The 13094-nt window shown below is 72.4% G+C and carries 13 protein-coding genes; 3 read left to right on the top strand and 10 right to left on the bottom strand.

The genetic code is table 11. The annotated features are described in order from the left end of the window. Positions 1–3: 3 nt before the first annotated feature. Entirely contained in the window at positions 4–1722 is a 1719-nt protein-coding gene (gene recN / locus AC07EJ_RS31915) for a DNA repair protein RecN (protein WP_389483480.1), read from the bottom strand. A gap of 217 nt (positions 1723–1939) precedes the next feature. On the opposite strand from recN, the gene AC07EJ_RS31910 reads away from it, so the two are divergent. Further along, complete coding sequence (locus AC07EJ_RS31910; RefSeq protein ID WP_478885584.1) at positions 1940–3286, top strand: FtsX-like permease family protein; 1347 nt, start codon at positions 1940–1942, stop codon at positions 3284–3286. A gap of 49 nt (positions 3287–3335) precedes the next feature. Here AC07EJ_RS31910 and AC07EJ_RS31905 read toward each other — a convergent pair whose 3' ends face one another. From AC07EJ_RS31905 to AC07EJ_RS31895, 3 genes are read right to left on the bottom strand one after another with little or no spacing between them, the layout of a single operon-like run. Beyond that, complete coding sequence (locus tag AC07EJ_RS31905) at positions 3336–4241, bottom strand: NAD kinase (RefSeq protein WP_362909649.1); 906 nt, start codon at positions 4239–4241, stop codon at positions 3336–3338. After that, positions 4238–5053, bottom strand: a complete 816-nt coding sequence (locus AC07EJ_RS31900; protein ID WP_389483248.1) for a TlyA family RNA methyltransferase — start codon at positions 5051–5053, stop codon at positions 4238–4240. The genes AC07EJ_RS31905 and AC07EJ_RS31900 overlap by 4 nt, the downstream gene beginning before the upstream one ends. A 7-nt stretch (positions 5054–5060) precedes the next feature. Then, positions 5061–5354 (bottom strand): hypothetical protein, encoded by a 294-nt coding sequence (locus tag AC07EJ_RS31895; RefSeq protein ID WP_389483245.1) that lies wholly within the window; start codon positions 5352–5354, stop codon positions 5061–5063. Positions 5355–5396: 42 nt separating this feature from the next. Here AC07EJ_RS31895 and AC07EJ_RS31890 point away from each other — a divergent pair, with 42 nt between their 5' ends. Then, positions 5397–5744, top strand: coding sequence for an SCP2 sterol-binding domain-containing protein (locus AC07EJ_RS31890; protein ID WP_389483242.1), 348 nt, complete (start codon positions 5397–5399; stop codon positions 5742–5744). Here AC07EJ_RS31890 and AC07EJ_RS31885 read toward each other — a convergent pair. The 4 genes from AC07EJ_RS31885 to AC07EJ_RS31870 form a co-directional block, all read right to left on the bottom strand. Then, the gene (locus AC07EJ_RS31885; protein WP_393588789.1) at positions 5728–6621 is read right to left on the bottom strand and encodes an ABC transporter ATP-binding protein; all 894 of its coding nucleotides are present in this window, start codon (positions 6619–6621) and stop codon (positions 5728–5730) included. The two genes, AC07EJ_RS31890 and AC07EJ_RS31885, sit on opposite strands and share 17 nt — an antisense overlap. Continuing rightward, on the bottom strand, positions 6618–7646 hold the full coding sequence (locus AC07EJ_RS31880) for a FecCD family ABC transporter permease (protein ID WP_478885583.1): 1029 nt from the start codon (positions 7644–7646) through the stop codon (positions 6618–6620). Before AC07EJ_RS31880 ends, AC07EJ_RS31885 begins: the two co-directional genes overlap by 4 nt. After that, on the bottom strand, positions 7643–8686 hold the full coding sequence (locus AC07EJ_RS31875; protein WP_389483235.1) for a FecCD family ABC transporter permease: 1044 nt from the start codon (positions 8684–8686) through the stop codon (positions 7643–7645). The genes AC07EJ_RS31880 and AC07EJ_RS31875 overlap by 4 nt, the downstream gene beginning before the upstream one ends. A gap of 215 nt (positions 8687–8901) precedes the next feature. Then, positions 8902–9930: an HAD hydrolase-like protein gene (locus AC07EJ_RS31870; RefSeq protein WP_478885582.1), complete on the bottom strand. Its 1029-nt coding sequence runs from the start codon at positions 9928–9930 to the stop codon at positions 8902–8904. 71 nt (positions 9931–10001) lie between these two features. Between AC07EJ_RS31870 and AC07EJ_RS31865 the strand changes: the two genes are divergently transcribed. Then, positions 10002–11291 carry a DUF1015 family protein gene (locus tag AC07EJ_RS31865; protein WP_393588784.1) on the top strand — a complete coding sequence of 430 codons (1290 nt, stop codon included), beginning with the start codon at positions 10002–10004 and terminating at the stop codon, positions 11289–11291. A 120-nt stretch (positions 11292–11411) separates the two neighbouring features. On the opposite strand, the gene AC07EJ_RS31860 is transcribed toward AC07EJ_RS31865, so the two are convergent. Both AC07EJ_RS31860 and AC07EJ_RS31855 read right to left on the bottom strand, forming a co-directional pair. Continuing rightward, positions 11412–12131: a tetratricopeptide repeat protein gene (locus tag AC07EJ_RS31860; protein ID WP_389483227.1), complete on the bottom strand. Its 720-nt coding sequence runs from the start codon at positions 12129–12131 to the stop codon at positions 11412–11414. Beyond that, on the bottom strand, positions 12116–13094 hold a 979-nt coding region (locus AC07EJ_RS31855), incomplete at its 5' end, for a hypothetical protein (protein WP_478885581.1). The genes AC07EJ_RS31860 and AC07EJ_RS31855, both read right to left, overlap by 16 nt.

Below are 13094 nucleotides of genomic sequence, written 5' to 3'. Positions count from 1 at the left end.
CGGTCACGCGTCCGCTCGGGCGGTGGCGAGCAGTTCCTCCGCGTGCGCCCGCGCCGTCTCGGAGTCCTCCTGGCCCGCCAGCATCCGGGACAGCTCACGGATCCGGTCCTCGCCCTCCAGGACGGTGACACCGGACCGCGTCACGGTCCCGTCGTTCGTCTTCTCGACCAGGAGCTGCCGGTCGGCGAACGCCGCCACCTGCGGAAGGTGCGTGACGACCACGACCTGCGCCGACTTGGCGAGCTTGGCGAGCCGTCTGCCGATCTCCACGGCCGCCTTGCCGCCGACGCCCGCGTCGACCTCGTCGAACAGATACGTGGGCACGGGATCGGTCCCGGCGAACACGACCTCCACGGCGAGCATCACGCGGGACAGCTCACCGCCCGAGGCCCCCTTGGCGATCGGCCGCGGCGGGGCGCCGGGGTGCGGGGCGAGCAGCAGCTCGACCTCGTCCACGCCGGAGGGGCCGTAGGCGACGGTGCGCCCGTCGAGTTCGACGCCGTCCGGGTCGTCGGTGCGGCGGATGTCGAAGGACACACGCGCGTGGGGCATGGCGAGCGAGGCCAGCTCCTGGGTGACGGCGGCTGCGAAGCGCGCCGCCGCCTCGGTGCGGGCGTCCGTCAACGCCTGCGCCAGGGCACCCAGTTCACCGCGCAGGCCGTCCCGCTCGGCGGTCAGCTCACCGATCCGGTCGTCGTCGCCGTCGAGTTCGAGCAGTCGCGCGGAGCCCTGCTCGGCCCAGGCGAGGACCGCGTCGATCGTCTCACCGTACTTGCGCGTGAGCTGCGTCAGCGCGGCCCGCCGCTCCTCGACCGCGGCGAGCCGCAGCGGGTCGGCGTCCAGGTCGTCGGCGTATCCGGCGAGTTCCCCCGCCACGTCGGACAGGAGGATGCCGATCTCGCCGATCCGGTCGGCGAGCGCGGACAGGGCCGGGTCGTGGGAACGCACGGCTTCGAGTGCCCGGTTGGCGCCGCCCACGAGCGTCGTCGCGTCGACGCCCTCGGGGTCCTCGGGGTTGCCCGCGAGCGCGGCGTGCGCGGAGGAGGCGGCCGAGGCGAGCGCCTCCGCGTGACCGAGCCGCTCGGCCTCCGCCGACAGCTCGACGTCCTCGCCGGCGCGCGGCTCGACGGCCGCGATCTCGTCGAGTCCGAAGCGCAGCAGATCGGCTTCCTGGGCGCGTTCACGCGCGCGCGTGACGATGGTGTCGAGCTCGGCGCTGACGGCCCGCAGCCGGCGGTACGCGGCCTGGTACTTGGCGAGCGGCCCGGCGACCGCGTCGCCCGCGTACCGGTCGAGAGCACCCCGCTGCCGGGACAGCTTGAGCAGCCCCTGCTGATCGGTCTGGCCGTGCACGGCGACGAGTTCGTCGGCGAGCTCCGTCAGCATGCCCACCGGCACCGAACGCCCGCCGAGGTGCGCCCGGGAGCGCCCCTCCGCCGAGACGGTACGGCTGATGAGCAGCGCCCCGTCGTCGAGTTCGGCACCCGCCTCCTGGGCGCGCACGATGGCCGCCGTGCCCTCGGGCACGGTGATCCGGCCCTCGACGACCGCCGCCTTGGCTCCGATCCGTACGAGGGCGGGGTCCGCGCGCCCGCCGAGCAGCAGGCCGAGGCTCGTGACCACCATCGTCTTGCCCGCACCGGTCTCGCCGGTCACGGCGGTGAATCCCGGTGACAGCTCGACCACCGCGTCGTCGATGACTCCGAGCGACCGTATCCGCATCTCCTCCAACACGGACACGACCTTACGAGGTCGGGGGCCCTGTGTGCGACGGGCCCTGCCCCGCTTCCCGCCCCACGGTCCGAATCCGCAGGTCGTGGGCGGCTGCGCCGGGCCCTTTTGTCATCCGTTGTCACCCGCCAGGGTGGGGATATCCCCCTGCCGGAGCGGATGCCCGCCGTATGGTGCCCGCGCCCCGCGCGCCCGCACCCTGGATCGCATGACTACCGGACTGGCCCGGGCAGCGCTGACCGCACACCGGCCCGCCTTCGTCGGCACGGCCGTCGCCGCGCTGTTCGCGGCGACGGTGGTGAGCGCGTCGACGACCGTGCTGCTCGCCACGAGCACCGACGGACTGCCGCCCGGCGCGCGCCACCGCATCACGGAGAACGGCGTCGGCGACATCGCGGCCGTTCTCCTCATCGGTTCGATCTACATGTCGATTTTTGTGGTCGTCTCGACGATGGGTACCGCCGTCACGCAGCAGCACCGCGAGCTCGCCCTCGTGCGCGCCATTGGGGCCCGCCCCCGTCAGGTGCGCCGCGCGGTGGCGAGGCAGGCCCTCGCCGCGTCCGTCCCCGCGGCGCTCGCGGGCTTCGCGGCCGGCGGGCTGCTCGCCAGGGCCTGGTTCTCCGGCATGGTCACGCACGGTCTGATTCCGCCGGGGGCGCAGTTCCGCTTCAGCTGGGTCGCGCTGCCGGTCTGTCTCGGGGCCGCCGTGGTGACGTCGACCGTCGCCGCGCTGCTCTCGTCGCTGCGGTTCTCTCTTCTGCGGCCCGCCCACGCCCTGTCCGAGGCGGCGGCGGGCAGGCGGCGCCTCGGCCTGCTCAGGGCGCCGCTCGGCCTGGTCGCGGTGGCCGGGGCGTGCTTCCTCTCGGTGCTGCTGTCCCGGCAGGATGCCGAGGAGGCGGGCCAGGGTGCGTTCCTCGTCCTGATCCTGTTCTGCGTGGGAGTGGGCCTGCTCGGACCGCGCATCGTGGGCCCCGCGGCCTGGCTGGTCTCGGCGCTCGTGGGCCGCTTCGGCGCGAGTGCGCGGCTCGCGATGCTCAACGTCCGCTCGCAGCCCCGCCGCTTCTCGGCCGCCGTCGTCCCGCTCGTCCTCGTCGTCGGCTTCGGCCTCACCAAGGTCACGCTGCACACGACGGCGCAGCACCGCACGGGCTCGGCGGGCAGCACCGGCGAAGTGTGGCTCGACTACATGGGTACGGCGCTGTACGCGGGGTTCGCCGCCATCGCCGCGGCCAACACGCTCGCCATGATCTCGTTCGAGCGGCGCCGGGACGTGGCCCTGCTTCGGGTCGTCGGCACCCAGCGCGGCCAGGTGCGCTCCATGGCCGCGTGGGAGGCCGTCGTCGTCGCCGGTACGGCGCTGCTGCTCGGCGCCCTGATCGCGCTCGTCACGCTGGCGCCGATCCTCGACACGGCGTTCGGCTCCCCGGTGCCGTACGTCCCCTGGACACTGGCCGCCGGGACGGTCGCGGGCACGCTCCTGCTGACGCTGCTCGCGACCGGTGTCCCGGTGCGGTCGGTGATGCGCCGCAGCGCAATCACGGTCGTACGGACGTGATCACGGTCGTACGACCGTGATCACCCACGTACTCGGTGAGGCTTCCCGCTCAGTGCGGCTTCCCGCGCCAGCCGGAGACGGGCAGCGCGAACTTGGCGACAAGCCGGTCCGTGAACGAGGCGTGATGCAGCCGCGCGAGCCGCACCGGCACCGCCCCGCGCCGCACCTCGACGCGCGCGCCCGCGGGCAGTTCCACGGTCCGCCGCCCGTCGCACCACAGCACGCCCTGCGGAGTGTGCTGCTGCACCTCGACGGCGAGCACCGAGTCCGGAGACGTCACCAGCGGCTTGGCGAACAGGGCGTGCGCGCTGATCGGCACCATGAGGAGCGCCTCGACCTCGGGCCACACCACGGGACCGCCGGCCGAGAACGCGTAGGCCGTGGAGCCGGTGGGCGTCGCACACACGATGCCGTCGCAGCCGAAGCCGGTGACGGGACGCCCGTCGATCTCCAGGACGACCTCGAGCATCCGCTCGGCCGACATCTTCTGCACGGCGGCCTCGTTGAGCGCCCAGTCGCGGTGCACGACATCGCCGTTGCTGTGCACGACGACGTCGATGGTCATGCGCTCCTCGACCTCGTACGCCTTGGTGACGACGCGGTCGACCACCTTGTCGAGGTCGTCGCGCTCGGCCTCGGCGAGGAAGCCGACGCGGCCGAGGTTGACTCCGAGCATCGGGACGCCGGAGGCGCGGGCGAACTCGGCGCCGCGCAGCAGCGTCCCGTCACCGCCGAGGACGACGAGCAGCTCACAGGCGTCGAGGCACTCGGGGGTCGCCTCCTTCACGAGCTCCACCGACGGCGGGAGCGGCAGGTCCGCCGCCTCCGACTCCAGGACCCGTACGCCGATGCCGCAGCGCAGCAGGCCCTCGACGACGAGTTCGGCACTCCGGATGGCGGCGGGCCGCCCGGTGTGCGCGAGCAGGAAAACAGTTCGAGCTCGAGTCTGTGTCAACACGGCCCCTCCGCCACTGCACGGTCGACATCCGCCGGGTCGAGTGCGGGCGCACCGGCGCGGAGCCACAGAAAATACTCGACGTTTCCGGACGGCCCGGGCAGCGGGCTCGCCGTCACACCCCGTACGCCGAGGCCGAGTTCGAACGCCTGCCGGGCCACCGTGCGCACCGTCTCGGCCCGCAGTTCCGGGCTGCGCACGACACCGCCGCTGCCGAGCCGCTCCTTGCCGATCTCGAACTGCGGCTTCACCATGAGCACCAGGTCCGCGTCGGGCGCCGCGCACCGCGCGAGGGCGGGCAGCACCAGGCCGAGCGGGATGAAGGACAGGTCACCGACGACCAGGTCCACGGGTTTTCCGTCGATCGCCTCCAGCGTCAACTCGCGTACGTTCGTACGGTCCTTGACGGTGACGCGGTCATCGCTCTGCAGCGACCAGGCGAGCTGTCCGTACCCGACGTCGACGGCGACGACATGGGCGACGCCGGCCCTCAGCAGTACGTCGGTGAAGCCGCCCGTGGACGCCCCCGCGTCGAGCGCGCGGCGCCCCTCGACGGCGAGCCCCTGCGGCACGAAGGCCGCGAGGGCGCCGGCGAGCTTGTGGCCGCCGCGCGAGACGTAGTCGGGGTCGCTGTCGTCCTGCGTGACCACAATGGCGGCGGCCGTCTCCACCTGCGTGGCGGGCTTGGTCGCGGTGGTCTTGCCGACCGTGACGCGCCCCGCGGCGATCAGCTGGCTCGCATGCTCGCGCGAGCGGGCGAGCTTCCGGCGGACGAGCTCGGCGTCGAGGCGGCGTCGTGCCACTCCTGCCACGTTCGGTTCAGCTCCTGTGTCGGTTCGGGGGTGCGGGCTCGGGGCGTGCGTCCAGCGCGGTCAACGCGTCACGCAGGCCCCGGTGTACATCCTCGTACACCTCGATGTGCCCGTCGGCAGGGAGGTGGTCGACGTCGGCCAGCCGGTCGAGCCCGGCGTCCACGTCCGCGTTGCCGGTGGGGGTGCGCGTGACGCCCAGGGGAGCCGGGGCCGCCGGCTCGTACGACGGTTCGTCCCGGACCTCCGGGGCCCCGGCCGCCTGGTCCGGCACCTGGTCGGGGTCCGGATGAGAGTCGTTCATGCCTCGACGCTACCGCGTAGCACTGGGGTACGGTCGACCGCGATGGCGACGACGCAGGAGTGCCGTGCCGCACTCGACAAACTCTCGGACAATCTGGCGGGCGCGGAGGGCGGGGTACGCAGTGCTGCTGCGCTCGACCGCTCTCTGAGCTGCCATGTCACGGACCTCGGGATCACGTTCACGGGCCGGCTCGAGAACGGCCGGATCGAGGTCCTCGACACGGTCGACGGGCCGCCGCCGGACCGGGCGCAGATCCGGCTCGCGATGACCGGCGACGACCTGGTCGCGATGGTCGACGGCCGGCTGAACTTCGCGCGGGCCTGGGCCTCCGGCCGGATCCGGCTGGAGGCCGGCTTCCGCGACCTGCTGCGGCTCAGGACGCTGCTTTGACCACCGCCTTCGCGGGCGCCTCCGTGTCCCGGACCGGGGCCTTCCTGGCCTTGCGGGCGGCCGGCACCACCAGCGGAGTACCGGTCTCCGGATCGTCGATGACCTGGCACTTCATCCCGAAGAGCCGCTCGACGAGGTCTGCGGTGACGATGTCGCCCGGCGCTCCCTCGGCGATGACCTCGCCACCGCGCAGGGCGATCAGGTGGGTGGCATAGCGGGCCGCGTGATTCAGGTCGTGCAGGACCGCGACCAGCGTCCGCCCCTGCTCCTCGTGCAGCTCCGCGCACAGGTCGAGCACGTCGATCTGGTGCTGGATGTCGAGATACGTGGTCGGCTCGTCGAGGAGGAGCAGCGGGGTCTGCTGGGCGAGCGCCATCGCGATCCATACGCGCTGTCGCTGTCCGCCGGACAGTTCGTCGACAAAGCGATCGGCGAGTTCGGCGACTCCGGTGGCGGCCATCGACTCCTGCACGATGCGCTCGTCCTCGCTGGACCACTGGCGCAGCAGGCCCTGGTGGGGGTAGCGGCCGCGGGAGACGAGGTCGCCGACGGTGATGCCGTCGGGCGCGATCGACGACTGGGGCAGGAGCCCGAGCGTGCGCGCCACTTTCTTCGCCGGCATCGACTGGATGGCCTGCCCGTCGAGGAGCACCCGGCCCGCCGAGGGCTTCAGCATCCGGGACAGCGCGCGCAGCAGCGTGGACTTGCCGCAGGCGTTCGGGCCGACGATCACGGTGAAGGAGTTGTCGGGGATCTCGACCGAGAGCTCCGACGCGATCACGCGCTGGTCGTAGCCCAGGGTGACGTTCTCGGCGGACAGTCGGTTCACGGGGTTGCTCCTCCGGTTGTTGCTCTGGCTGGGGTTCCTGTCGCTCATATCCGGCCGGCCTTCCGCTCGGAGACCAGGAGCCACAGCAGGTAGACACCGCCGACGACTCCGGTGACCACTCCGACGGGCAGCTGGCCGGCGCCGAAGGTGCGCTGCGAGATCCAGTCGGCGGTGACGAGCAGGGCCGCGCCCATGCACATGGACGCCGCGATGTTCGGGCCGGGCGAGCGCGTCAGCCGCCTGGCCAGCTGGGGGGCGGTCAGCGCGACGAATCCGACGGGCCCCGCGGCGGCGGTGGCCGCGGCGGTGAGCAGCACGGCGGCCACGAGCAGGACGAGCCGCGTCCGCTCGACCCGCACCCCGAGCGCGTTCGCCACGTCGTCGCCCATCTCCAGCATGCGCAGCGGACGCGCGTACGTGAGGACGACGGGCACGAGGACGGCACACAGGGCGAGCAGCGGCCAGACCTGCTTCCAGTCGCGGCCGTCGAGGGATCCCGTCATCCAGACCGTCGCGCGGGCGGCGTCGACGATGTCGGCCTTGGTCAGCAGATAGCCGTTGACCGCGGTCATGATGGCGGACATTCCGATGCCGACCAGGACGAGCCGGTATCCGTGCACGCCGCGCTTCCAGGCGAGCAGGTAGATGCCGAACCCGGTGACCAGACCGCCGACGAGCGCCCCGAGCGCGACCTGGGCCGCGCTCCCGGAGAACAGCACGATCATGACGAGCGCACCGGCCGTGGAGCCCTGCCCGAGGCCCAGAATGTCCGGACTGCCCAGCGGATTACGGGAGATGGCCTGGAAGAGCGCGCCCCCGAGCGCGAGCGCCGCGCCCACGAGGAGGCCCACGAGGACCCTGGGCAGCCGCAGGTCGTTGACGATGATCTCCTGACCCGGGTCACCGTTGCCGAGCAGCGTACGGACCACGTCGGGGGCCGAGATGGGGAAGTCGCCGGTGCCGATCAGCGCGACGCTCGCGGCGAGCGCGGCGCACAGCAGCGCGAGGACGACCACGAACGCGCGGAAGTCGAGGCGCAGGGAGATCCCGCCCCGGGTACGGATCGCCTTCACAGCTGGGTGACCTTCCGCCGGCGCACGAGGTAGATGAAGACCGGGCCGCCGATGATCGCGGTGACGATGCCGACCTGGACCTCGGCGGGCCGCGCGACGAGCCGGCCGACGACGTCCGCGCCGAGCAGCAGCACGGGAGACAGGACGGCCGAGAACGGCAGGATCCAGCGCAGGTCGGGGCCGGTGAAGGAGCGCACGACGTGCGGCACCATCAGGCCGACGAACACGATGGGCCCGCAGGCGGCGGTCGCCGCGCCGCACAGCAGCGTGGCGGCCGCCATGGACAGCGCGCGGGTTCTGTTCAGGTTCGCGCCGAGGGCGCGGGCCGTGTCATCGCCCATCGCCATGGCGTTGAGCGGCCGCGCGAGCGCGAGGGCCAGCACCGAGCCGACTGCGATGAACGGCAGCACCTGCCGGATGGTCGACATGTCGGCGGAGACGAGCGAACCCACCGTCCAGAAGCGCATCTTGCCGAGCGCAGCGTCGTCCATGATCATCACCGCCTGGACATAACCGTAGAGCGCGGCACTGATGGCGGTCCCGGCGAGCGCGAGCCGCACCGGCGTCGCGTTGCGGGTCCCCCCGAGGACGTAGACGAGAACGCCCACGGCCGCGGCTCCGAGGAAGGCGAACCACACATAGCCCGTCAGCGAGGTGACGCCGAAGAAGCTGACGGCGGTGACGACGGCCGCCGAGGCGCCCATGTTGATACCGAGGAGTCCGGGGTCGGCCAGCGGGTTGCGGGTCAGCGCCTGGAGGACCGCACCGGAGAGCCCGAGCGCGGTACCGGCGAGAAGCCCGAGCAGCGTACGCGCGAGCCGCTCGCCCACCACGACGTCACTGAACGTCCCGGTGTCCTCGAACAGGCCGTGCCACACCTGGTCCACGGACAGGGATTTCGCCCCGATCGCGATGCTCACGACCAGGAGCACGAGCAGTACGACGACGGCTCCGAGGAGCCCGACCGTACGTATCGCCCGGCGGTTCGGGGGCGCGGCAGCAGTGTCCGCGCGCTGTTCGGGGGGACTGTCGACCAACACGAGGTTAGGTTAGCCTACCCTCCCCGCCCTCTTCGAGGTCGCTACCGGCATCGCTGCGGGCGGGCGTCACTCACGACGGGTGATGCGCGGGAAGGCGCGGGGAAGCGCAAGGAAGCCCGGACAGGCGCAGGAGGCCCGGGGAATCCGCACCCGCCGGGACGCCTCCCCGCCCGCGCCGTCTCAAGCCCTCAGCCGCGCCGCGCCTTCGCGTCGCCTCAAACCCCCAGCCGCGCCAGCGCCTTCGCACCGCTGAGCTCGCAGGTCCCGTCCCCGGCCGCCGTCCACGCCGCCGCGCACAGGGCCCTCAGCCCGTCGATCGCCTCGCCTTCCCCCTCCAGCTCAAGATGCTCGTCGCCCGCGGTCGCGACCCAGCCGCCGCACGCGAACCCGTTCCCCTGCGCCACGACGTCCGGCTGCCCGGTGAGCAGGCCCCGCAGGTCGACGTCGACATACGTGGGCCGGTGCTGGGGCGGCGCGGCGAGCAGCTGCGCGCCGTCGGTGACGCCGGTCAGGACGAGCAGCGAATCCACTTCTCCGTTGAACGCGCCCTCGATGTCCGTGTCGAGCCGGTCCCCGATCACCAACGGCCGCTCCGCGCCGGTACGCAGGATCGTCTCGCGGTGCATGGGAGGCAGCGGCTTACCGGCCACCTGCGGCTGCGCACCCGTCGCGATCCGGACGACCTCGACCGCCGCGCCGTTGCCCGGAGCGATGCCGCGCGCGCTCGGAATGGTCAGGTCCGTATTGGACGCGAACCACGGCACACCGCGCGCGATCGCGTAACAGGCCTCCGCGAACCGCCCCCAGGCCATGTCCGGCCCGCCGTACCCCTGCACCACCGCCACCGGCTCGTCGTCGGCCGAGTCCACCGGCTCGAGCCCGCGCTCTCTCAGCGCGACCCGCAGCCCCTCTCCGCCGATCACCAACACCCGTGACCCGTCCGGCACTTGCTCACTGATCAGCCGCGCCACGGCCTGCGCCGACGTGATGACGTCCGCCGCGTCCGTCGGAATCCCCAGCTCCGTCAGGTGCTCGGCGACGGCGTCCGGCGTACGCAGCGCGTTGTTCGTGACGTACGCGAGGCCCATGCCCGCCCGCCGCGCCACGGCGAGTGACTCGGGGGCGTGCGCGATGGCGTCACCGCCCGCGTACACCACCCCGTCGAGGTCGAGCAGCGCCGTGTCGTACGCCTCGTTCAGCGCCCGCTCGCTGCCTTCGGGCCGCGTCCTGACGATCTGGCTCATTACACATCGCTCCTCGTTCGATCCCACTCCCCGATCATCGCTCATGCCACTGACACACATACGATGCAGCAATGAACTCTGCAGGTCCCCCAGGTCCGACCGGCAGCGACGGCCTCGACCTGATCCCGTTCAGGGGTGTGCGGTACGTCCCCGAGCGCGTGGGCAGCCTCGCCGCCGTGACGTCACCGCCCTACGACGTGGTCGTCCGCCCCGACGGTCTGCTCCACCTGGAGTCCGCGGACCCGCACAACATCGTCCGCCTGATCCTCCCGCAGGCCGTCTCCCCGGACACCCGCAACGCCCTCGCTGCCGACACGCTGCGCCGCTGGCTGTCCGAGGGCATCCTGGCCCCCGACGAGATCCCCGGGCTGTACGTCTACGAGCAGCGCGGCGGCGACCATCTCCAGCGCGGCGTCATCGGTGCCCTGCGCCTGTCCGAACCGTCCGAAGGGGTCGTCCTGCCCCACGAGGACGTCATGCCGCACGTGGTCGCCGACCGCGCGGGCCTGATGCGCGCCACGGCCGCCAACCTCGAACCCCTGCTCCTCACCTACCGCAGCGAGGGCAACGCGACGGGCGCGACCGCGGTCATCGAACGCACGGTCAAGCGCCCCCCGCTCCTCGCGACGACCACGGAGGACGGCTTCGGCCACCGCCTGTGGTCGGTCACCGACCCGGCCGAGCTGGCGGAGATCCGCGCGGACCTCGCCCATCACCAGGCCCTGATCGCGGACGGCCACCACCGCTGGGCGACGTATCTGCGCCTACGTTCCGAACAACCGTCCCCGACCCCGTGGGACTACGGCCTGGTCCTCCTCGTCGACACGGCCCGCTACCCGCTGCGCGTCCGCGCCATCCACCGCCTCCTGCACCGCCTTCCGGTCCCGGACGCCCTGGCCGCGCTGAAGGGCTCCTTCCGCCTGCGCGAAGTCCCCGGCCCGCTGTCGCACGCCCTGGACGCCCTGGCCGACGCGGCCGCCCACGGCAACGCGTTCCTCCTCGCCGGCGCCGGCTCCTTCCACCTCGCGGACGCCCCGTCCCCGGACCTCCTGGCCCGTACGATCCCTGCCGACCGCCCGGAGGCCTGGCGCTCGCTCGACGCGACGGTCCTGCACTCCACGCTCCTCGACCATGTCTGGCGCATCCCCGAGGACGCGCCGGAACACATCGCGTACATCCATGACGCGGCCGCCACCGTGGCGAAGGCGGAACGTGACGGCGGCACGGCGGTCCTCATGCACCCGGTCCGCGAGGAAGTGGTCCGCGACCTCGCGCGGCAGGGCGTGACGATGCCCCGCAAGTCGACGTCCTTCGGGCCGAAGCCGGCGACGGGTCTGGTGCTGCGCACACTCGCCGACTGACCACGAGCTACGCGCGCGTAGGCGCATACGACGAACGGGCGGGACCCCATCGCTGGGATCCCGCCCGTTCGTCATGCTTGGTCATACGCGGCCGGCAGTCAGCCGCTCACACCGCCGAGCTCAGCCCTTGTCGTCCTCGGGCTCGAACTCCTCGTCGTCCTCGTCGTAGAACTCTTCGACGCCCTCTTCGTCCTCGACCCAGGGCTCGTCGTCGTCACCCGCGGGAGCCTTGGCCCCTGCGACGGCGGCGGGTGCCTCGTCCGAGTCCTCCTCGAAGGCGTCGACGAATTCGACCCCGTCCATCTCGGCGAGCCGGTCGGACGCGTCGGTGCTGCCGTCCCGGTCGGACTCGACGGCCTTCGCGAACCACTCGCGCGCCTCGTCCTCACGACCGGCGGCGAGCAGCGCGTCGGCGTACGCGTACCGCAGGCGCGCGGTCCACGGCTGCACGGAGTTCGAAGCGAGCTCGGGGCTCTGCAGCGTCACGATGGCCGCGTCGAGCTGTTCCATGTCACGCCGGGCACCGGCGGCCACGAGCCGCATCTCGACCTGTCCGGCCTTGTCCAGCTTGGCCACCTCGGGCGCACCGGCCATGTCGAGAGCCTTCTCGGGCCGCCCGAGACCGCGCTCGCAGTCCGCCATGACGGGCCACAGCTCGACGTTGCCGGTCATGCGCCGGGCGGCGCGGAACTCGGCGAGCGCCTCGCTGAACTTCTGGTTCGCGTACGCGGCGAAACCGGCGGCCTCGCGCACGGCGGCGACCCTGGAAGCGAGCCGCAGCGCGATCTTCGAATACTCGTAGGCCTGCTCGGGGTCCTCGTCGATCAGCTTGGCGACCATAACCAGGTTCTTGGCGACGTCCTCGGCCAGCCCCTTCGGCAGGCTCTGAAGCTCCTGCCGTACGTCCTTGTCGATCTCGTCGCCGGTGACCTCCTCGGGGATCGGCAGCCGGCGGATGGGCTCGCGGTCGCGGTCACGCTCATCGCGGAAGCGGCCGCCGCCACGGCGGTCGTCCTGCCCACGGTCGTCACGCCCACGGAACCCGCCGGGACGCCCATCACGGTCGTCGCGGCGCGGCCCACGGTCACGGTCGTCGCGGGGACGGTATCCCCCACCTCGACTGTCGTCGCGCCGGAAGCCACCACCGCGATTGTCGTCACGCCGGTCATCACGCCGGTCGTCGCGACGCTCATCACGGCGGAAGCCGGCACCACGGTTGTCATCACGGCGGTCGTCACGGGGACGGTACCCACCGCGGCTGTCGTCACGACGGTCATCGCGACGGAAGGCGGGGCGGTCGCCACCGCGGCTGTCGTCACGACGGTCATCGCGACGGAAGGCGGGGCGGTCGCCACCGGGACGGTCGTCACGACGGGGACCACGGTCACGGTCGTCACGCGGGCGGTAACCGCCACCGCCGCGGCTGTCGCCACCACGGTTGTCACCACCACGGTCGTCACGACGGAAACCGCCACCGCCACGGTTGTCGCCACCACGGTCATCACGACGGAAGCCACCACCGCGGTTGTCATCGCGACGGTCATCGCGCGGACGGTATCCACCGCGGTCGTTGTCACGACGGTCGTCGCGCCGGTTGTCGCCACCACGGTCGTCACGACGGAAGGGAGGACGGTCACTGTCACGACGGGGACCACGGTCACGATCGTCACGCGGGCGGTAACCGCCACCGCCACGGTTGTCCCCGCCACGGCTGTCGCCACCACGGTCATCACGGCGGAAGCCACCGCCGCGGTTGTCCCCACCACGGCTGTCGCCACCACGGTCATCACGACGGAAACCGCC

Source organism: Streptomyces sp. NPDC045026 (assembly GCF_056432625.1).
The sequence above is the reverse complement of the archived record's forward strand: the minus strand, read 5'-3'. Positions and strand labels throughout refer to the sequence as shown.